General features: G+C 53.9%; 18 protein-coding genes. 16 read left to right on the top strand and 2 right to left on the bottom strand.

Annotated features, from left to right (window positions below):
* Positions 1-970: 970 nt before the first annotated feature.
* The 16 genes from murQ to M6D81_RS07700 all read left to right on the top strand — a co-directional run bounded on the left by murQ (position 971) and on the right by M6D81_RS07700 (position 18,949).
* The gene (gene murQ, locus M6D81_RS07775; protein WP_262676286.1) at positions 971-1,885 is read left to right on the top strand and encodes an N-acetylmuramic acid 6-phosphate etherase; all 915 of its coding nucleotides are present in this window, start codon (positions 971-973) and stop codon (positions 1,883-1,885) included.
* A gap of 51 nt (positions 1,886-1,936) precedes the next feature.
* Positions 1,937-3,400, top strand: a complete 1,464-nt coding sequence (locus M6D81_RS07770; RefSeq protein ID WP_262676285.1) for an ABC transporter substrate-binding protein — start codon at positions 1,937-1,939, stop codon at positions 3,398-3,400.
* 167 nt (positions 3,401-3,567) lie between these two features.
* Complete coding sequence (locus tag M6D81_RS07765; protein ID WP_262676284.1) at positions 3,568-4,470, top strand: carbohydrate ABC transporter permease; 903 nt, start codon at positions 3,568-3,570, stop codon at positions 4,468-4,470.
* 20 nt (positions 4,471-4,490) lie between these two features.
* The gene (locus M6D81_RS07760) at positions 4,491-5,351 is read left to right on the top strand and encodes a carbohydrate ABC transporter permease (protein ID WP_262676283.1); all 861 of its coding nucleotides are present in this window, start codon (positions 4,491-4,493) and stop codon (positions 5,349-5,351) included.
* A 10-nt stretch (positions 5,352-5,361) separates the two neighbouring features.
* On the top strand, positions 5,362-6,336 hold the full coding sequence (locus tag M6D81_RS07755) for a GNAT family N-acetyltransferase (RefSeq protein WP_262676282.1): 975 nt from the start codon (positions 5,362-5,364) through the stop codon (positions 6,334-6,336).
* On the top strand, positions 6,333-7,040 hold the full coding sequence (locus tag M6D81_RS07750) for a PIG-L deacetylase family protein (RefSeq protein WP_262676281.1): 708 nt from the start codon (positions 6,333-6,335) through the stop codon (positions 7,038-7,040). Before M6D81_RS07755 ends, M6D81_RS07750 begins: the two co-directional genes overlap by 4 nt.
* Before the next feature lie 116 nt (positions 7,041-7,156).
* The gene (locus tag M6D81_RS07745) at positions 7,157-8,302 is read left to right on the top strand and encodes an exo-beta-N-acetylmuramidase NamZ family protein (RefSeq protein WP_262676280.1); all 1,146 of its coding nucleotides are present in this window, start codon (positions 7,157-7,159) and stop codon (positions 8,300-8,302) included.
* Between the two features lie 115 nt (positions 8,303-8,417).
* On the top strand, positions 8,418-9,338 hold the full coding sequence (locus M6D81_RS07740; RefSeq protein WP_262676279.1) for an N-acetylglucosamine kinase: 921 nt from the start codon (positions 8,418-8,420) through the stop codon (positions 9,336-9,338).
* Positions 9,339-9,528: 190 nt separating this feature from the next.
* Entirely contained in the window at positions 9,529-10,710 is a 1,182-nt protein-coding gene (locus tag M6D81_RS07735; RefSeq protein WP_262676278.1) for an anhydro-N-acetylmuramic acid kinase, read from the top strand.
* A gap of 139 nt (positions 10,711-10,849) precedes the next feature.
* Entirely contained in the window at positions 10,850-11,638 is a 789-nt protein-coding gene (locus M6D81_RS07730) for an SDR family oxidoreductase (protein ID WP_262676277.1), read from the top strand.
* Between the two features lie 98 nt (positions 11,639-11,736).
* Positions 11,737-12,438, top strand: a complete 702-nt coding sequence (locus M6D81_RS07725; protein ID WP_262676276.1) for a response regulator transcription factor — start codon at positions 11,737-11,739, stop codon at positions 12,436-12,438.
* A gap of 8 nt (positions 12,439-12,446) precedes the next feature.
* Positions 12,447-13,673 (top strand): sensor histidine kinase, encoded by a 1,227-nt coding sequence (locus M6D81_RS07720; RefSeq protein WP_262676275.1) that lies wholly within the window; start codon positions 12,447-12,449, stop codon positions 13,671-13,673.
* A gap of 586 nt (positions 13,674-14,259) precedes the next feature.
* On the top strand, positions 14,260-16,584 hold the full coding sequence (locus tag M6D81_RS07715) for a polysaccharide deacetylase family protein (protein ID WP_262676274.1): 2,325 nt from the start codon (positions 14,260-14,262) through the stop codon (positions 16,582-16,584).
* A 125-nt stretch (positions 16,585-16,709) separates the two neighbouring features.
* Positions 16,710-17,237 carry an RNA polymerase sigma factor gene (locus M6D81_RS07710; protein WP_262676273.1) on the top strand — a complete coding sequence of 176 codons (528 nt, stop codon included), beginning with the start codon at positions 16,710-16,712 and terminating at the stop codon, positions 17,235-17,237.
* 9 nt (positions 17,238-17,246) lie between these two features.
* The gene (locus M6D81_RS07705) at positions 17,247-17,996 is read left to right on the top strand and encodes a hypothetical protein (protein ID WP_262676272.1); all 750 of its coding nucleotides are present in this window, start codon (positions 17,247-17,249) and stop codon (positions 17,994-17,996) included.
* A 152-nt stretch (positions 17,997-18,148) separates the two neighbouring features.
* Positions 18,149-18,949: a nucleotidyltransferase domain-containing protein gene (locus M6D81_RS07700; protein WP_262676271.1), complete on the top strand. Its 801-nt coding sequence runs from the start codon at positions 18,149-18,151 to the stop codon at positions 18,947-18,949.
* A gap of 99 nt (positions 18,950-19,048) precedes the next feature.
* On the opposite strand, the gene M6D81_RS07695 is transcribed toward M6D81_RS07700, so the two are convergent.
* Together M6D81_RS07695 and M6D81_RS07690 are read right to left on the bottom strand one after the other, a co-directional pair.
* Positions 19,049-19,321 carry a hypothetical protein gene (locus M6D81_RS07695; RefSeq protein ID WP_262676270.1) on the bottom strand — a complete coding sequence of 91 codons (273 nt, stop codon included), beginning with the start codon at positions 19,319-19,321 and terminating at the stop codon, positions 19,049-19,051.
* 339 nt (positions 19,322-19,660) lie between these two features.
* The gene (locus tag M6D81_RS07690) at positions 19,661-20,233 is read right to left on the bottom strand and encodes an LOG family protein (protein ID WP_262676269.1); all 573 of its coding nucleotides are present in this window, start codon (positions 20,231-20,233) and stop codon (positions 19,661-19,663) included.
* Positions 20,234-20,291: the final 58 nt, after the last annotated feature.

Genomic DNA, 20,291 nt, shown 5'->3' with positions numbered 1-20,291 from the left:
ATACATTGGAGCGTCGAAAAGGTGCGTGCGAGCAGAATTAGTGTAGGTGGCATACATTGGAGCGCCGAAAAGATGCGAACGAGCAGAATTAGTGTAGGTGGCATACATTGGAGCGCCGAAAAGATGCGAACGAGCAGAATTAGTGTAGGTGGCATACATTGGAGCACTAAAATGGTGCGTGCGAGGCGAAATAGTGTAGGTGGCATACATTGGAGCACTAAAATGGTGCGTGCGAGGCGAAATAGTGTAGGTGGCATACACTGGAGCGCCGAAATGGTTCGTGCGAGGCGAAATAGTGTAGGTGGCATACATTGGAGCACTAAAATGGTGCGAACGAGCAGAATTAGTGTAGGTGGCATACACTGGAGCGCTGAAATGTTGCATGCGAGCGGAATTGGTGTAGGCGGCATACATTGGAGCGTCGAAATGGTGCGTGCGAGCAGAATTAGTGTAGGCGGCATACATTGGAGCGCCGAAATGTTGCATGCGAGCGGAATTGGTGTAGGTGGCATACATTGGAGCGTCGAAAAGGTGCGTGCGAGGCGAAATAGTGTAGGTGGCATACACTGGAGCACTAAAATGGTTCGTGCGAGGCGAAATAGTGTAGGTGGCATACATTGGAGCACCGAAATGGTGCGAACGAGCAGAATTGGTGTAGGCGGCATACATTGGAGCGTCGAAAAGGTGCGTGCACGCCCAATTAAGTGTCGGCGCAACGCGACCTCCGAGGTGCTGAAAGACAGACGCAAAGAGGCTTGAGCGGTTATTCGAGCCGCTATTTGGCGTGCTGTCGAATTGTGCGATTTTTCGATATAAAAAACCAATAGTTTGCTCCAACATAAAAAAATATTTCAAAATGTATTGACGAATTTGATGGAAACGTTTTAAGATAGAACTGTGCTTCACAAGTAGAAACAATTGATCAGCTGGGCCGGCCGGTCCTATACATGATCAGGTTAGGGGAATAACGATGAATGACTACCTGGCAAGCCTTACGACGGAGGGAATCAACCCTAATACGAGTATGATTGACGAATGCACGACGGAGGAAATGCTGACGCTGCTTAACGCTGAGGATGCCAAAGTGCCGGTCGCCGTAGCCGCCGAGACGCCTCGTATTGCGCAAGCTGTGGAAGCGCTTCACAAGGTGCTGTCGAGCGGAGGGCGTATGTACTACATCGGAGCGGGAACTTCCGGGCGGCTTGGCGTGCTTGACGCATCGGAGTGTCCGCCGACCTTCGGCACGGAGCCTTCGCTCGTCCAGGGACATATTGCCGGGGGCGATCAAGCGTTGCGAACAGCTGTGGAAGGCTGCGAGGATGACGGTGAAGCCGGAAGGAATCTGATTGATTCCATCGGCGTAACAGACAAGGATGCGGTAGTCGGCATTTCCGCCAGCGGCAGCGCCGCCTTCGTCATCGAAGGATTGAAGAGAGCGAAGGAACTAGGAGCTGTGGCGATCGGAGTGGTCAACAATAAAGGCTCGCGGCTGGAAGAAGCGTGCGATATATGCATCGCGCCGGTCGTCGGCCCGGAGGTCATAGCAGGCTCCACCAGATTGAAGGCAGGGACGGCGCAGAAGCTGGTGCTGAACATGCTGACGACTTGCACGATGGTGAAGCTGGGCAAGACCTACAATAACTTGATGGTTGATTTGAAGGCAAGCAACAAGAAGCTGTTCGATCGGTCCCTGCGCATCATCAAGACGGCAACGGGCGCGGATGAAGAGACGGCAGCGAGCTATCTGAAGCAATCCTCCATGGATTGCAAGCTGGCGATTATGATGATCAAGTCCGGTCTTAACGCTTCGGAAGCGAAGCAGGTTCTGGCACAGACGGACGGCAACCTGAAGGAGGCTATACGGGTCTGCACCAAAGTTATTTAAATTTCGGGGCAGACTGTATATAGTATTAGTTCAAAGGGAGGATCTTGAAAAATGAACAGAAAAACAAGATTTGCGGCATCAATGATGGCTCTTATGCTGTTATCGGGAGCAGTGACCGCATGCTCCGGCGGCGGCAATAATAACCCTGAGCCAACGAACTCCACAGGCACGAATACCAGCAAGCCGGGTGACGACAAGCAGACGGAGGCGCCGAAGAAAGATACCATTACAGCGCTGCTGCCTCCTGTGTCTCCGACTTACCAAGAGAATTTTAAGAAGATGGAAGAGGACTTCAACAAGCTGTATCCTCATCTGACGCTTAAGATTGAACCAGCCAGCTGGGAGGACATGACGCAGAAGCTGGATACGCAAGTGAACGCGGGCAGCCCGCCGGACATTGCATTCATCAACTCGGAGGGCATCTCCAAGTACGCTCAGATGGGCATGGTGCTGGACATTAAGGATCTCGTCACGCCGGAGATGGCGGAAGACTTCGATGAGGCTCCATTGAATTATATGAAGAAAGGCGACGGCCTGTACGGCTTCCCGGCCTATATGGAAGTTCATGCGCTGGGCGGCAACAAGCAGTTCCTGGAGGATGCCGGCATCGACTGGCAGAAGGTGCAGCAGGAAGGCTGGACTTACGAGCAGTTCCGTGAAGAGATCAAGAAGGGCGTCGTGAAGAATGGCGACGACTACTCCCGTTACGGCTTCGTATTCGCAACTGCGGGCGTAGCGTCCAAGGACTATCTGGGTATTATGGTCAAGGGCGGAGGCATGCCTTCTCCGTTCACGGACGATCTGAAATATGCTTACACGCATCCGAATTACCTGGAAGTGCTGAAAGGGATTAGGCAAATGATCGACGACGGCTCCATGCCGAAAGAGCTGAGCTCTGTGGATGCCGGCAAGCGCTGGAACATGTTCCTGACAGGACAGACGATGATTACGGGCAAAGGCTTGGCCGTATTCGAGAATTCCGCGAACAAGAACAATGCGAAGATCGATGCCAACGATGGCAGCGCTGTCAAAGACAGCATTAAAGTGGACTATATCGTGCTTCCTACGCCATCCTTCGCAGGCTCGCCGCCAGCATACCATGCGGTCGTCGACGGTTATGTAGCGTTCCGCGGCAAGAAGGAGCCTACCGAAGAGCATAAAGCCAACATCGTGAAAGCAGCATACTTCCTGGCAAGCGGCGAAGTGGCGGCTACTACGAATAATGATCTGTTCGCGGCTCATATTACAGATAGCGGACGCAAGGCGGCAGAGAGCATGGAGACGAACCGCAACCCTGCCAACGTGGCTGCTGTTGAAGCGATGCTGAAGCATGCGGCACCAGCCCGTCCGGACATTCCGGTTGATCTTGGCGCCAAAGCGATTAAAATTGAAAATGAAGTCGTCGTTCCGAAGCTGCAAGCGCTGCTGGCGAACGAAATTACGCCGGAGGAAATGTATGATGCGGTGAAGAAAGCCGCGATCGAGGCATTCGGCGAAGACGGGGTAGTGAAGTAAGACAGGAGTGTGGATAGCCGCCCCATGCGAAGGCGGCTATCCTTTCTTCATCTTTGCAAGCAAATGCAATACTGACCGCGAAGTAAAGCGAGTGTCTGACTGCCGGCATCGGCGGTATAACAGTCTATGCGCAAGGCGCGGCGGTTACAGGAGGGAGAGTCCCGCTTATGGCTCGAGCAGCAACAAGAAGCAAAGGACGATTGAACAGAGGAGACGGAGCATGGGCGTATGCCTTTATAGCCGTCGCGCTGGTCGTATACGCCATGTTCACGGCGTACCCGGTTGTGAGCGCATTCATCATCAGCTTTCAGCAATACAGTCCGCTCGGTTCGACGTATGTCGGCCTGGACAATTATGCATCCATATTCCACAGCGAGCTGTTCGGCAAGGCGGTATGGAATACGGTCATCTATACGATACTGACCGTACCTGTGGCATTGATACTGTCATTCGGCGTAGCGATTATGATCATGCCGCTGAAGAAGTGGCTGCAGACGACGTTCAAGGCGATTTATTATTTGCCGGCTGTCGCCTCCGGCGTAGCATTGTCCGTCGTATGGCTGTGGATTTACGATCCGATGCCGGCGGGCATACTGAACGAAGTCATCGGGTGGTTCGGCATCGAGAACCAGAACTGGCTCGGCTCCAGCTCCACTTCGATGTTCTCGCTCGTGCTCATGTCATGGCTGTCCAGCCACGGCACCAGCATTATTATCTATGTCGCGGCTCTGCTGGGTATCGACGAGAGCTATTATGAAGCGGCGGAGATCGACGGAGCGAGCTTCCTGCAGAAGATGTGGCATATCGTCATTCCATGCCTGAAGCCGACGACGCTGTTCCTGCTTGTGACGGGAGTGATCGGCTCCTTCCAAGTATTCCAGAATGCGTATCTGATGACGGGCGGCGGTCCGAATCATTCCACGACGATGGTTGGCTTGCTTATTTTCGATACGGCGTTCAAATACTTCGAGTTCGGCACGGCAGCGGCGCAATCGCTTATTTTGGCGCTTATTATCGGTATTATCGCATTTATTCAGTTCAAATTTCTCGGCAAAGACGTGGAATATTGAGGTAGAAGGGGGAATGGGACTTGGCTTTATACAACAATCACTTAGGTAACCGAACAGCCAGATATGTGCGCAATACGATCATTATCGTCCTCCTTCTGCTGTTCGCGCTCGCGACTTTGTTCCCGATCTATTTCATGGTCATCTCGTCGTTCGGCGATCCCGTGGAGGCGGGGGCGGTCAGCTATTCGTTATGGCCCGGCAAGTTCTCTTTGGAATCCTACAAGTTCTTCTTCGAGTATAGCGAATATTCCTATCGCTGGCTGTGGAATTCATTATTAGTAGCCACTTGCGTGATGGTGTCCAATGTCTTGTTCGCCACGATGGCGGGATACGCTTTCTCGAAAATCAATTTCAAAGGCCGCAACGTGCTCTTCGCCGTGCTGCTCTGTGCGATGATGATTCCTTATCAGGTGACGCAGGTGCCTCTGTATATTCTAATCGTCAATATATTCGAAATTCAGAATACGTACGGCGCGCTGATTATGCCATCGCTGGTAACCGTCTATAACATCTTCCTTGCGAAGCAGTTCATGAGCACGATTCCGAAGGAAATTCTGGAAAGCGCCAAAGTGGAAGGATGCAACCAGCTTCAGATTCTGTTCCGCATTATTATGCCGCTGTCGAAGACGGTCATGGCAGTTATGGCGATTCTGACGTTCATGGAGACATGGAATACGTTCTTCTGGCCGTTCCTTGTCACCAATACGATGGATATGCAGACGATCCAGGTCGGACTGAAAAATTTCCGCTTCGCGAATACGACGTATTTCGCTCCGATGATGGCCGGTGCGACTATATCCGCCCTGCCGATGTTCATCCTCTTCTTCAGCTTGCAGCGCTACTTCCTGGAAGGGGTAACCGTCGGCGCGGTGAAAGGTTAGGAGGCGAGCCATGCTTATTACGTGGCAAGATCATTACATGCCCGAAGTCATCGCGTTATGGAACGCTGAGATGGTGAAGGACAGCTATAAGGAGATGACGGAGGAAAGCCTCGGCTCTATAATTTGGCACAATCACTATTTCGATAAGGAATCGACCTTCCTATGGCTGGAGGATGGCGTTCCTCAAGGCTTCGGCTGCGGTTGTACGGGCAGCGATCTGCCTTATGGCGATGTGGCGGGATACATCACTTGCCTAACTGTTGGCGAGGGAGTTGTGAACCGGGATGATGTCTATGCGGCGCTGCTGACGGCTTTGGAAGGACGGTTCCGGTCGTTGGGCAAATCCCAGGCTGAGGTGCTGTTCTTCAATCCTATGCAGTTGCCTTGGTATGTACCGAATACGCCGGGGCATGAGCATAATAACGCGCCCGGCGTACCTGCCGGCAGCGAGCTTCATAAATTTTTGGGCAGCGTCGGCTATGCGGAGCGAGCGATCGAGCACGCGATGTATATGCGGCTTGATAGCTACGAGATTCCTGACAGCGTGCCTGCCAAGGAGGAACGGGCCGGGGAGGCGGGTTACTCGGTAGCCTTATACGATCCGGAATGCCATAGCGGCGTGGAAGAGATGCTGGCTGCACTTGGCAATCCGCTATGGAGCAAAGATATTGCCGATAGCGTTGCCGGCGGAGTACCGTTTCTGGTGGCCGCTCATGCTGGGCGGGCTGTCGGATTCGCAGGGCCGCTTATTCGGAGCGAGAGCGGCAGGGGGTATTTTACCGGAATCGGCGTTATGCAGGAGCACGAGGGCCGCGGACTGGGCTCGTTGTTGTTCTTCCGGCTGTGCGAAGCGTTCCGCGACATCGGAGCGGATTACATGTCTCTGTATACGGGCAGCACGAATCCGGCCATCGGCATTTATGAGAAGGCGGGATTTGAGACAGTGAAGGAATTTGCGGTAATGAGAAGGGAGCTTGGATCATGAGTCAGCGTGAACCGATCACGATATTGGGCATCGGCGCCCATGTAGGCGATATGGAGCTGGTGGCCGGCGGGGTTATGGCCAGTCATTATTTGAAAGGGGACCGCATCGTCACCTTGGCGCTAACGGCAGGAGAGCGCGGGGTTCCCGAAGGGCAGGATGTGGCGGATTACCGGGAGCAGAAGGTGCGTGAGGCGCATACTTTCGCGTCGATGCTGGGCGGCGAGGCCCGTGTATTCGAGATTCCGGACGGACAAGTTCCCGACGATGAGGCGATACGCCTTCGCGTATGCGATGTGATACGCGAGGTGAAGCCGACGATTATTATTACCCATCATCGCAACAGTATGCACAAGGATCATGCGACGACGCACCGAATTGTGAATGATGCCAGATTTTTCGCCGGCTTGCGCGCGATGGAGAGAGAGCTTCCCGCTCACTTCACTCCCAAGCTATACTACGGGGAGAATTGGGAGGATGCCGTTGACTATATACCTTATGTGTATGTGGATTTCGACCAGGAAGCGTTCGACCTATGGATCAAGGCGTTATCGACGCACTGGTTCGTGACAGGCAGCAAATCGTTCAATTATATGGACTATTATAAGTCTCTGGCGCGGGTGCGCGGCCTTGAAGCGCGTAAGGAGTACGCCGAGACGTTCATGATTCCGGAGGAGAGCAAGCGGCTTCGCCAGTCGGAGCTGTAGATGGCAAGTGAGACGAATGAGCGTCGCAAAAGGTTGGGGCGGTTGAGCGGGCGCTGCCCGCTTAAGCTGCTCGCTGGAGCGGACGGCAAGTTGAACAGCAGGGTGGGGATGAACGTATGATTCGAAACGGCATAGACAACATAAAGGAATATTCGCGATTGTTGCGCGGCAAGCGGCTCGGGCTCATTACGTCCCCGACAGGCCTTGCCGCCGACTTTCGTTCTACGATCGATATTTTGCACGAGCAATTTCAACTCACGGCGCTGTTCTCCCCGGAGCATGGCGTAAGGGGCGATCAGGAAGCGGGCGCGCTTGTGGGTGCATACAGGGACCCCGCCACAGGCGCGACTGTACACAGCTTATACCGGAAAGATTCCAAGCGGTTGACGAAGGAAATGCTGGATGAAGTGGACATCGTCGTCTACGATATCGCGGATGTCGGCACAAGGTACTATACCTTTATTTATACGATGCTGTACGCGCTTGAGGACTGCGCGGCAAGCGGCAAGCCGTTCGTCGTGCTGGACCGCTGCAATCCGCTGGATGGCGTGACGGTGGAAGGCAATGTGCTGAAGGAAGGCTTCCGCTCCTTCGTCGGCAATTATTCGCTCGCGGTGCGTTACGGCTTGACGGCAGGGGAGATTGCGGTCATGGCCAACGAAGAGATGGGCTGGGGAGCGGAGCTGCATGTCATTCGCTGCCAAGGGTGGGAGCGATCCATGCTGCACCCGGACACGGGCCGCGTCTGGATTCCTCCTTCCATGGGCATTCCGCGCTTCCATTCCGCCTTGCTCTACCCCGGCACTTGCTTGTTCGAAGGAACGAATATGTCCGAGGGCAGGGGGACGACGGCTCCGTTCGAGATCATCGGCGCGCCGTTCGTCGAGCCGGAGCGGCTGGCCAAGGAGATGAATGCCAAGGGACTGTCCGGCGTACATTTTCGCCCGGTCTACTTCAAGCCGACGGCTTCCAAGAATGCCGGTGAGCTGTGCGGCGGCGTCTATGTGCATGTGATGGATGAGCGGGCTGTCCGGCCTGTGGAGACGGGGGTGCAGCTGCTGTATACGGTTCGAAGACTATTCGAGAAGGAGTTCCAGTACTTGCCTCCGTTCCGGGAGAATGGCAGGCCGTTCATTGACTTACTGTGCGGGGACGCTCTGTACCGGGAGGAAGGCACTGATGTCGGGGCACTGCTGGAGCGCTTCCGGGAGGAGAGCGCCGGATTCGCACTGCGCAAGCGGGATTACCATTTGTATAACTAGGTGAACCAGGTGCCGCCCCTTGCTGCAGCTATAGGGGCGGCGCTTGTTCGCATGCAGGGCGTATATGGCTGCTGCAAGCATAAGACAATAGATACGTAGCAGAGGTGATGCGGGGATGCGTTATGTGGCAGGGCTTGACGGCGGAGGCACGAAGACGGCCGTCACGATAGCGGATGAGCGGGGCGCAGTCGTGCGTACGTTCACGGCAGGACCGCTTAACGGCAATGGATTAAGCGATGAAAGCGTGCGTGCGGCAGTATTGGCGATATGCGGAGAGATCGCTGAAGCGTGCAGTACGTTAGATGCTTGCGCTCACATCTGTGTTGGAGCTGCAGGCATCAGCAATCCGGCCGCAAGCGGCAGGCTGATGGAATATCTTCGGGAGGGCGGTTATGCAAGCGAGGTGCTGCTGGTCGGCGATCATGAGACAGCGCTGTGCGGCGCCCATGGCGGGCTGAACGGCATGATCCTGATTGCTGGAACGGGATCTATCTGTTACGGCAGGGTGGCTTCGGGCATTAGCCATCGCGCTGGCGGCTTCGGTCATCTCATCGACGATGAGGGAAGCGGCTACAGCATTGGGCGCGAGCTGTTGTCCGCGATCGTGAGGGCCGAGGACGGCCGCCTTCCCGCTACGCGCATAAAGAAGCTGGTATTCGACAGGCTTCAAATGTCGAGCGTGCAGGAGCTGGTCGGTTACGTATATGCCAAGGAGAGAAGCAAAGGCGAGATCGCGGCGATTGCCCCTCTGCTGTCGGAGGCTTGCGATGCCGAAGACGAAGCGGCTCTCGGCATCGTGGAGCGAAGTGCGGAGGCGCTGACGGAGCTGGCTTCGGCCGTTATCGGGCGGCTGGGGCTGTCTCAAGGCGAACTGGCGCTGGCAGGCAGCGTGCTCGTTCATAACCGCTACGTGAGAGATGCGTTCGTCGAGCGGCTGGCAAGCCGGCATCCGGAAGTGCGTTGTATATCCGCTCGGCACGATGCGGCGTATGGCGCCGTTCTGCTGGCTCTGGACGGCTTGAAGGAAGGCAAGTAGCATGGACTGAGCAGGAAAGCAGCTGACTTGGGGCTGCAGGGTAAGTGGCATAGGCTGGAGCGCCAGAAGTGTGCGTGTACGGGTCTGCAAGCGATGAATCCTCGGCTGGAGAGTGGGAAGCAGCTGACTTGGGGCTGCAGGTTATGTGGCATCGGTTGGAGCAGGGAAGTTTGTAAAGAGGAGTGATAACTTGTTGCAATGGGAAAATGACAAATCTGTCGTAACGGCCGTGGGACTGATGTCGGGAACATCGCTTGACGGAGTGGATGCTGCGATCGTACGAATTGAAGGGAGCGGCCTGGAGTCTCAGGTACGGCTCCTTCATTTTTATTCGAAGGCTTATGACGATGCATTGCGCGGTACATTGAAGGAGCTGTGCGATCCGCAGCGTTCGAACGTGCAGCTGGTATGCGGCTTGAACGCTTACTTGGGCGAGCTGTTCGCTGACGCAGCGCTGAAAGCTGTGGAGGAAGCCGGCATGCGGATGGAGGAAATCGACTTCATCAGCTCGCACGGACAGACGGCCTGGCATATGCCGGATGCCGTGCCTGGCGTCCCTCATCTGCCAAGCTCCACCTTGCAGCTCGGCGACCTGTCCGTCATCGCCAAGCGCACGGGCGTAATTGCCATAGGCGACTTCCGCCCCGCCGATATGGCGGTGGGCGGGCAAGGTGCTCCGCTTGTGCCCTATGGCGATCTGGTGCTGTTCCGCCATCCCGAGAAGGGGCGGCTGCTTCAGAATATTGGCGGCATTGGCAATTGTACCGTGCTGCCGCCCAACGCTTCGATGCACCAGTTGCTGGCCTTCGATACGGGACCGGGCAATATGGTCATAGACAGTCTCGTTCATGCCTTATCCGACGGGCGTCTGCATTATGACGAGAGCGGCAAGTGGGCAGCCGAAGGGACGGCGGATGAAGCGCTGCTGCAAGAGCTGATGACGCATCCCTACTTCAGGCTGCCGCCGCCGAAGTCTACGGGACGCGAGATGTTCGGCGCGGAGTACGCCGTCGCTTTGCTGGAGCGCGTCTCCCACCTGCCTCCCGCGGACATCATCGCGACGGCAACGGCCTTCACGGCGCATACGATTGCGGACGCATGCCGCAAGCTCGTCATGCCCCGTTGCCAGATCGATGAAGTCATCGTCAGTGGCGGAGGAGCGCACAATAAGACATTGCTCTCGCTGCTCCAATCGCTGCTGCCCGAGGTGAATGTGACGACGGCAAGCGCACTTGGCGTCAACGATGACGCCAAGGAAGCGATCATCTTCGCTTTGCTGGGGCACGCTTGTCTGCTTGGCCACAACAACAATGTTCCTACGGCGACAGGTGCCGGCCGTCCTACGGTAATGGGTAAGCTGGCGCTGCCTTGACGCGCAGCTTGTTACAGCCGATAATGGCTACAAAGGCGAGGCGGTTACCGCTTCAAGAGCATCAGGGACGGCAATGAATCCCCGGAGCTTGAGACAGGTCCGTCCGCATAACCATGATCAGCAAAGGATGTGTGGGGATATGGATTTGGGATTGCAGGACAAGTCGGTGTTCGTGGCGGCAGCGAGCAAAGGGCTTGGCAAGGCGAGCGCGCTTGCCTTCGCCAGCGAAGGAGCGAAGGTAACTATCGCGAGCCGAAGCCTGGAGCAACTGGAAGCAGCCCGGGATGATATTCATGCGGCGACGGGCAGCAAGGTGGAAATCGTGCAGATGGATGTATTCCGGGAGGAGGACATCCGCCAAGCTGTGTTAGCGGCGGCTTCGGCGCATGGGGGCATCGATGTGCTGGTAACGAATACGGGCGGCCCGTCGCCCGGTACCTTCGCTACGCTTGCGAATGAGGATTGGGAGCGCGGATTCCAGCTCTGCCTGATGAGCGCCATCAAGCTCATTCGGGAGGCGTTGCCGCATATGCGCAAGGCTGGCGAAGGCCGGATCGTCAATCTGGCTTCTTCTTCGGTCAAGCAGCCGATTGACGGTCTCTTGCTGTCCAACGTCTTCCGTGCCGGCATCGCCGCCTTGACGAAGAGCCTCGCTTCTGAACTGGCTGGCGACCGCATTCTTATTAATACGGTGGCGCCGGGCAGAATCGCGACTGACCGTCTGCTGCAGCTGGACGAAGCGAAGGCGAAGGAGATCGGCCGCTCTATGGAGGAGGTCCAAGCTCAAGCGATAGCACAGATTCCGCTGGGACGATTGGGCGATCCTGCGGAGTTCGCCCGCATGGTCGCGTTCTACGGATCATTCGCCAATACGTATGTAACGGGTCAATCTCTGCTCGTGGACGGTGGTATGGTGAAGGCATTGTAGAATGCTGGAAAGTGCGATATCCTTTTTCTTAACCATACAGATAAACCGGTTATTGCTGGCCGGCTTGGCAACGTATCGGAAGAGAGGGAGCTAGGAGAATGTCTGGGAAAACCATATTGCTGGTAGACGATGAGAAAGAGATTGTCGAGTTGCTGGAAATCTACGTGCGCAATGAGGGGTACCATCTGTTAAAGGGCTCCAATGGGCTGGAAGCGCTGGAGCTTCTTCAGAATCACCATGTCGATCTAATTATTCTGGATGTCATGATGCCCCATATGGACGGCATACAGGCATGTATGAAAATACGCCAGGAGCGGGATACGCCGATCATTATGCTGTCCGCCAAAGGGCAGGATATGGACAAGATTACGGGGCTTAGTGTCGGAGCTGACGATTACGAGACGAAGCCGTTCAATCCGCTTGTGCTGATGGCCCGCATCAAGTCCCTGCTTCGCAGGTACAACGGATTGAACAACGGGCCAGCCAAGAAGCCCGATTACGAGATTGTCATCGATGGTCTGGTCATTAATGTGCTGACGCATTCGGTTACGGTGGAGGAGGAGCCGGTGAGGCTTACTCCGCGCGAATTCGCCATCTTGCGGATGCTCGCTGAGAATCAGGGCATTGTACTAAGCATGGAGCGGATTTATCAGGAGGTATGGAACGAGCCGTTCATGGAATCCAAAAATACGGTGATGGTACACGTCCGCAAGCTGAGGGAGAAGATTGAGAGCGATCCGCGCACCCCCCGATATATTAAGACGGTATGGGGCATCGGCTATAAAATGGAGTCTTTGTAGGAGGGGTCATGAAAAACTATTTCTTTTCGCTTTCTCTCCGTTGGAAGTTTTTTCTTTACTTTGTGGCCAGTGCCGCCATTACGGCGTTTTTGCTGCTTATTCTCTCCTTGCTTGCGGAATTTCTCGTTCAATTTCCATTAGCGGAGCAGTTATTCCGATGGTTGAAAAATAAAATCGGGTATAGGCCGCTTACGATATTGTTCGGCTGTATCGTATTCGTCTTTAGCTATAATCTGCTTAGCCGTCCAGCCATGAACAGACTGAACAGGTTAAAGGACGGACTGAAGGAGATGGCGGCAGGGAACTTCGATATATCGGTATCCGTGCATTCCCGGGACGAGCTGGAGGACATTGCGCAAGCTATCAACAAGCTCGCTGCGGAGCTGAATCAAGACTTGCGCGATATTACAAGAGGACTGGACGAGATCTCCAGAGGAGAGCTTCGTCATGAGCTGCCGGTTCGGGACAAGCACAAGCTTGGTGAAGTGGCGGACAGTATCAACCGGATGAGCGCTCGGCTATACAAGTCCATTCAGGAAGAGCGTATGGCGGAGAAGACGAAGAATGATCTGATCACGGGCGTATCCCATGACTTGCGCACGCCGCTTACATCTATCCTGGGCTTCCTTGAGCTGATCGAGAATGACCGGCATAGAGATGAGCTCGAACTCAGGTATTATGTCAATATCGCCTATGAGAAGACGCTGTCGCTGAAGAAGTTGATCGACGATCTGTTCGAATATACGAGGCTGAGCAACGGGCTTCCGTTGAAGCGGGAGCAGCTGCCCATTGCGAACTTCATACGCCAGTTGACGGAGGAATTCGTCCCCAGCTTCGAAGCTGCGCAGATGGAATGCCGCATTCGTCAAGTGGAAGAGGGCTTGATCGTCTCGGCGGACGGCGATAATCTTGCGCGCGCCTTCGAGAATCTGATCTCCAATGCGATCAGATACGGTCGTAAGGGTGTATACATCGACATTGACATTGTGTCCGAAGCGGAGCATGCCGTAATCAACATCAGCAATTATGGCGATCCCATTCCGTCGACGGCACTGCCGTTCCTGTTCGACCGATTCTATCGGGTCGACAGCTCCCGTACCAAGGGGAGCGGAGGAACAGGGCTGGGTCTTGCGATTGCGAAGAGCATTATTGAAGGTCACGGCGGTACTATTACGGCAATTAGCGACGATCGCGTCACGACGTTCCAGACGAGATTGCCCAGAATCGTTGCGTAATTGTTGTTAAGCTTCATTAAGAAGCCTCCTTTATTGTCCTTGTAGAAGGATATTGAGGAGGCTTTTTTTGGAAATATAGAAATTATAAGTTCCGGGGTCCCCTGCAAAGTACCTCAGTAAGCTTCGAATCGGAGCCCCACTTTGTGGGGGTTATGCCGATAAGGAGCGTACGGGCCATATGAGTGTATGAATCCTACACTGGAGTGCCGAAAAAGGTCGTTCGAGCCGATATAGTGTATGAATCCTACACTGGAGCGCCGAAAAGGGTCGTTCGAGCCGAAATAGTGTATGAATCCTACACTAGAGCGCCGAAAAGGGGCGTTCGAGCCGATATAGTGTATGAATCCTACACTAGAGTGCTGAAAAGGGTCGTTCGAGCCGAAATAGTGTATGAATCCTACACTGGAGCGCCGAAAAGGGGGCATGCGTAGCAAGAGGGGAGGACGCCGCTAGGCGTTTTTCTTATTATGGGATCGATCTGACAATTGAATATTTACCAAAACTTGAAAATAAGGTACGCTTGACCATGTAAACAACAAGAAAAGACTAGCCGTGCAGAAGTGATCATCAGGGAGGATTTGAAAGGATGGCTTCAAGGGAAAGACTCCCCCAGTTGGGGACGGCCAAAGGGATTGCAATCATTGCCGTTCTGGCCGCACAGTCTGCTTCATCGGCTTTGCCGGCCATGCAAGATTCCGGTTTTTACGCCGTATACAATCTCATTAACGTCATGTTGGGGGCAGGTACGCCTCTATTGCTCACGTTATTGGGCTTCTCTTTATTCTATACATACTATGAAGCTCCGTTTAACAGAGAGCAGGTTGTTCAGTATTATAAGCAGTGCTTGAAGTATCTATTCCTGCCATATGCGTTGTTCTCGTTCATCTATTTCATTATGTCCCATGTTCTATTCTATCGGGAACAATCTCCCATAGCGTTCATAGAGGGCTATTGGCGGGTGATGGTCGCAGGGAACGGCTACTCTCATCTGCATCCCTTCTGGGTGGGCCTGCAGTTCGCCTTGCTGTTCCCTGCTTTCTTATGGGTAATGAAGCGCAAGGAGGCCGTTGCGCGATGGGCTGTTCCGATCGGATTGGCGATACAATGGGCTTATTTCCTGCTGAGATCCTATGTGCTGGACATGCCCGGTCAAGGAGCGTGGCTGCCGGGATATATGTCCTGCTTGCTGCTGGGCGCATATGCGGGCATCTATTACCCGAAGCTGGCCGGCTGGCTCATGCATCGGCAAGGCGATGTTACGCGGGTCCGAATCGCACAGTGGACCGCCATATGGATTACGGGAATCGGTGCGGGGCTGCTCCATGTATACTTATGGCATGCTGCCCGCGTGCAAGGTGTATATTACCATGAACTGTTGTTTGAAGCGGCATGGCAAGCGCACACGATTACGGCATCGATCATCGTATTTCAGCTGGCCCATGGGCTCCATCGGCGTGCGTGGCACAAGCCGGTTGCGTTGCTGCGGAGATTAGGACATTTCGCTCTTGGCATTTACTTGTTCCATCCGCTCCCCCTATTCATCTATAAGCACTTTCCGCCCGAGACGTCGAACAGCAAGCTTGTTCATCTCTGGCATGGGGGCGGATTTCTGTTCATGCTGCTTGCCTCCTGGGGAATGGTGTCTATGCTGGCACGTATTCTCCCCTGGTCATGGATGGTCTTCGGCAAGCTGTTCCCCGATGAGAAGAGGGAAGGGACCGGCAGGGTTGCGGCCATTGTCATCGGAATCGCATTAATCGCATTTCCTGCCATGGCCGGCGGGCTCGCAACTATACAACCGAGACCGGACTCGTTCCTCGTGACAATGAATGGCCGCATTCTGGACGCTTCCGCGCAAGGGATACGTCTTCTTCACGGCGAGCTGATGGCGATACCGGCTTTTATCGAATCGGCGTTCTCTGCGGATGTGAATATAGGAATGCGCCATGTGACCAGCGACGGCGTCTATTATACCGACAGGGTTGCCATTCTGATGTACCATGAAATTCAGGATGAGCCTGAGGCGGACCACATTTTGTCGACCGAAGCCTTCCGGCAGCAGATGGGATTGCTTCGCGAGTACGGCTTTCATGTCATTAGCATGGAGGACTATATCCGGTTCAAAGAAGAAGGAGCACCTGTGCCTCCCAATGCCGTGCTGATCACATTCGATGACGGGTATGAGAGCTTCTATTCGAAAGCCTATCCCATTCTGCAGGACTATGGCTATACGGCGACCAACTTCGTAATCGTATCGCTCATAAGTAAAGCGAACGAGAAGCTTCCCAGGCTGAGCTGGGATCAGATGAGGGAGATGAAGGCTGCGGGAATGAGCTTCTACAGCCATACGTATCATTCCCACTACTACGCCGAAGTCAATGCAGCCGGAGAGCGGCAGCCTGTGCTCGCGAATCCGCTGTATCGGGTGCGGGAAGGGCAGTTAGAGACGGATGAGGCCTACATGGAACGGATAACGCAAGATTTGTCTCTGGCCGAGCAGCGGCTGAAGGAGGAGCTGGGCAATGAGAGGAGTCTGCTGGCTTATCCGTACGGCGCGTATAATGAGCATGTGCTGGAGGTGATCGGCAAGCTTGACATTCAGCATACATTCACGGTGAGGCACGGCTTGACGGCCAGAGCGGATGCGAACGCCTACCGCTTCGATTGCGGGAACAGTACGGACTCGCCGGAGGAAGTGATGAGACGGTTGATCGGGGCAGGCGGCAAAGTGTCGCTAAGCCATGACATCGACTACATCATGAACATTGACGGCCAGAGCATGCCCAAGGAGTGGGGGTGGGCGGTGACCGGCGAAGGGGAGATTTGGCTTCCTTTAACCAAAGTAGCTGCTCTGTACGGTACAGAAGTGCGCTGGAACGCGAAGCGCAACAGCGTGGAACTGATCAGGTGATGCGTGCTCAGCAGGCGCCAATAGGCATGACTTGGAAACCTCGCAAGAGGTTTTTCTTTTTCACTATCGATAAACCGGGAACTTATTGTACTCTTATGTGTCTGTTTATTGGAGGTGGAAAACGGGTGGAGGAGGAGTACCTGAAAACAACAGACAACGTTCAGCCGCATGTCATCGAATCGCTCGTCAGGAAATATTGGAAAGACATATGGAACTTTGCCTTTGTTCTGACGAATAAGTACGATGCTGCCGACGATATCGCGCAAGATACGTTTGTTAAGGCGTTCTTGTCTCTGGAGAGCTTTCGAGGAGAGTCGACGGTGAAGACCTGGCTGCTGAAAATCTGCAGAAATCAGGCGATGAATTACAAGCGTTCCGCTTTTATCCGCAAGATGGTGTCCTTCCCCGCAAACCGTAAAGTGGGAGAACAAGCTTCGGCTGAATCGGAGTATTTTCAAGGCGTCATGCTGGATGAAATCTGGCGTACACTGCTGTCATTGCCTCGGCATTATCGCGAGGTGCTTGTTCTGGAGCTGAGGTACGGTCTGTCCATTGCGGAAGCGGCCCGAATTCTGAATGTGGCAGAAGGAACGGTGAAGTCCAGGTTGAACCGTGCCAGGACGCATATGAGAAGAAAGATTCGAGGAGGTTGAGGAACGCTTATGGTGAAGTGGGAGGATCGTCTTGCGAGCGGACCGTATGAAGCGAGACTTGCGCATGAGCAGGTTCATGCTATCCAGCAGAAGATAGCCTTGGCGAGCGAAGGGAAGCGGAAGAAATATGTGTTGAAGTGGATTGTACCGATTTGTCTGGCAATGAGTATTGCTGTACTGGCATTTACTCTGGAGATTAAGTCTGAACGTGTGGGACTTTTGGCAGGCGGCAGGCTGACCGACGAACAAATATTGGCCCAGATTCATAAGGAGTATCGCCCCCCGGAGAGAGTGTTGCTACATAAGCATCCTATAGGTGAAGAAGGGGTATTAACGTTTACCAATGTCATCGATTATGATCGGAAAGGAATGGTCTGGGAGCTCGGCTACTTGAGCAATAACACTCGACAGTGGGTGAGCGGCGGCGATATAAAGATTGATTTTCTATCAGCGGATGAGTATGAAAAGATGGTTGCGGAAGGCTCGCAGCCTGTCATTGCTCATTATGCCGATAAGAAGTCGGGACTGCCGGTGCCGGTTGTGTATGGTGTGCTGATGAATCCTTCAGTGGCGCAAGTGCAACTGTCAGGCGAACAACTGGAACTACAGCAGGCAGTCGTGATAGATAGCGTGCATGGAGGATATTCGCTATGGTACGCCCTCTTGCCGGAACACGGATTAACGGAGTTAACGATCCGATTCGCGGATGCGAAGGGGGCAACGGTGCAGTTGGAAAAGGTGAAAACAAGCTCTTTGTAGCAGCATTCAATGGGTGGAAAGTGGAGCGGATTCTCTCTGCCTGAATATTCTACGCTGCTTCATTCTTCGTTCTTCGCTATACTTTCGCCATGTACGCGAACGTCTTCTCTGTGCAAAATAAGGTTATACATATGATGGAGGAGGAGGAAAGTATGGTGGATGTGAAAATGAAGGAAGAGATTGGGCGTGAACTGCAACGGCTGGAGCGGGAAGAAGGAGTTCGCATTCTGTATGCGTGCGAATCCGGCAGCCGGGCGTGGGGATTTCCTTCCAAGGACAGCGATTACGATGTACGGTTCATCTATTCGCGTCCTGTGGAATGGTATCTGTCCATCTTCGACAGACGGGATGTGATCGAGCGTCCGATAAGCGATCAACTGGATATAAGCGGGTGGGATGTCAGGAAGGCGCTGCAGCTGTTCCGGAAGTCCAATCCGCCGTTGCTGGAATGGCTGCAGTCTCCGATCATTTACCGGGAGAACGGCAGCTTTGCAGCGCAAGTGCGCCAGCTTGCGAGCCGGACTTTCTCGCCAAGATCGTGCATGCACCATTATCTGCATATGGCCAAGGGGAATTACCGGGACTATTTGCAAGGCGAGCGTGTGCGGGTGAAAAAGTACTTCTACGTGCTGCGTCCGATATTGGCTTGCAAGTGGATTCTGCGATTTGATGCAATGCCGCCTATGGCTTTCATGGAGCTGGTGGAAGAACTGCTTCCTGCAGACGGAGAGCTGAGGGGGACGGTGGAGCGGCTGTTGGCGCGGAAGATGGCGGGGGAAGAGCTGGATATGGAATCGAAGCTTCATGCCATTAACGATTATGTGGAGAAAATGTTAGAGGAGTTAACGATAGAAGCGGGCAAGTGCGATAAGGGCGGCGCTGATCTGGATGACGAGCTGGATATGCTGTTCCGGACGTCTATACATGCCGACGGCATTGCAGTCCGGCCCTGATCCGCCATCCATAAAAAAGTACCCACAGCCCGCAGCCCGCACACCTGTTTTTCAAAGTGATCAGTCCATGGAGGGGTACCAGTGTATTTATGTATGTGTTTATTTTTGATCTTCAAATTTTAATTGAGCTCTGACTTTCTTTGATATCGCATATGGCTCTCTTTCGATAAGGAGCTGAGCATCTTTAAGTGCTGAAATTGGTAGCATACCCTTATTAAAATCTATCACAATTTGGGCCATCCTTTGATATTCTGACCTACTAATTTTAGTAGGTGTAGAATCACTGTTAGCATATTGGGCATAGCCAACTGCTAATCCACCGCCCATAACTAGAGCAGTAATAATAGTAGCAATCAACTTTACTCTCTTCAAAGTCTCCCTCCTCTCAGCTAATATTATCTCTTCATAATATTGACGAATATATTCAAAAAAAGGTTTCGATTACCACATCTCATTGTACTTACCTGTTTGGGCAAAAGGGTTGTCTACGATATGCTCACTTGGAACCCGCCAATTTCAGAACACACTGGAGATATTTAGGGAGCTGAACGACGAGAAGTGTCCTGCGTGCGGAGAACGGAATCAAGCAAGGAATAGAACCTACAAGTGTTCCTGTGGCTTCAAACCCCAACTGTCTTCAAATCATTCTTCCCGGCTCGAAATGCAAATGGGGACCCGGACGCAACTCGATGCGCACGGGTCCCTCCTGTATTAATTCTGCCACTTATTCTCCAGCTCTGGACGCTCGAAAGCTGCCAGCTTGTCGACCAGCGCGGTCGGCTGCTCGTCCATGACGAACAGGTTCCTGTTCGATTCGCGGGCGAAGCCGGCGTCTATCGCATGCTCCACCAGCGCATAGAGCGGCTGGTAAAATTGCTCGCAGTTCAATAGGCCGATCGGCTTGCGATGGATGCCGAGCTGTGACCAGCTCATTGCCTCGAACAGCTCCTCGAAGGTGCCAAGCCCGCCAGGCAAGGCGATCAATGCATCGGAGAGCTCCAGCATAAGCGCTTTGCGCTCGTGCATATTGGCTACTTCCCTAAGCTCCGTCAGTCCCGTATGCACCATCTCTCCCTTGAACAATCCCGTCGGCATGACGCCGATGACTTCGCCGCCGTGCTTCAGCACGGTATCCGCTATGCGCCCCATCAAGCCGTACTTTGATCCGCCGTAGACGAGCGCGATGCCCCGCTCGGCCATTACTCTTCCCAATTGTTCCGCCGTCTCGCCGTACATTGGCGAGACGCCGCTGTTCGATCCCGCATAGATGCATATTCGTTTCAACTCAGATGTCCTCCCATTCCCGGGCCAAGCTGTTCTCTCTGTAGAAGGAGGATTCGCT

It is taken from the genome of Paenibacillus sp. J5C2022 (assembly GCF_025567625.1).
Classification (GTDB): domain Bacteria; phylum Bacillota; class Bacilli; order Paenibacillales; family Paenibacillaceae; genus Pristimantibacillus.
The sequence above is the reverse complement of the archived record's forward strand: the minus strand, read 5'-3'. Positions and strand labels throughout refer to the sequence as shown.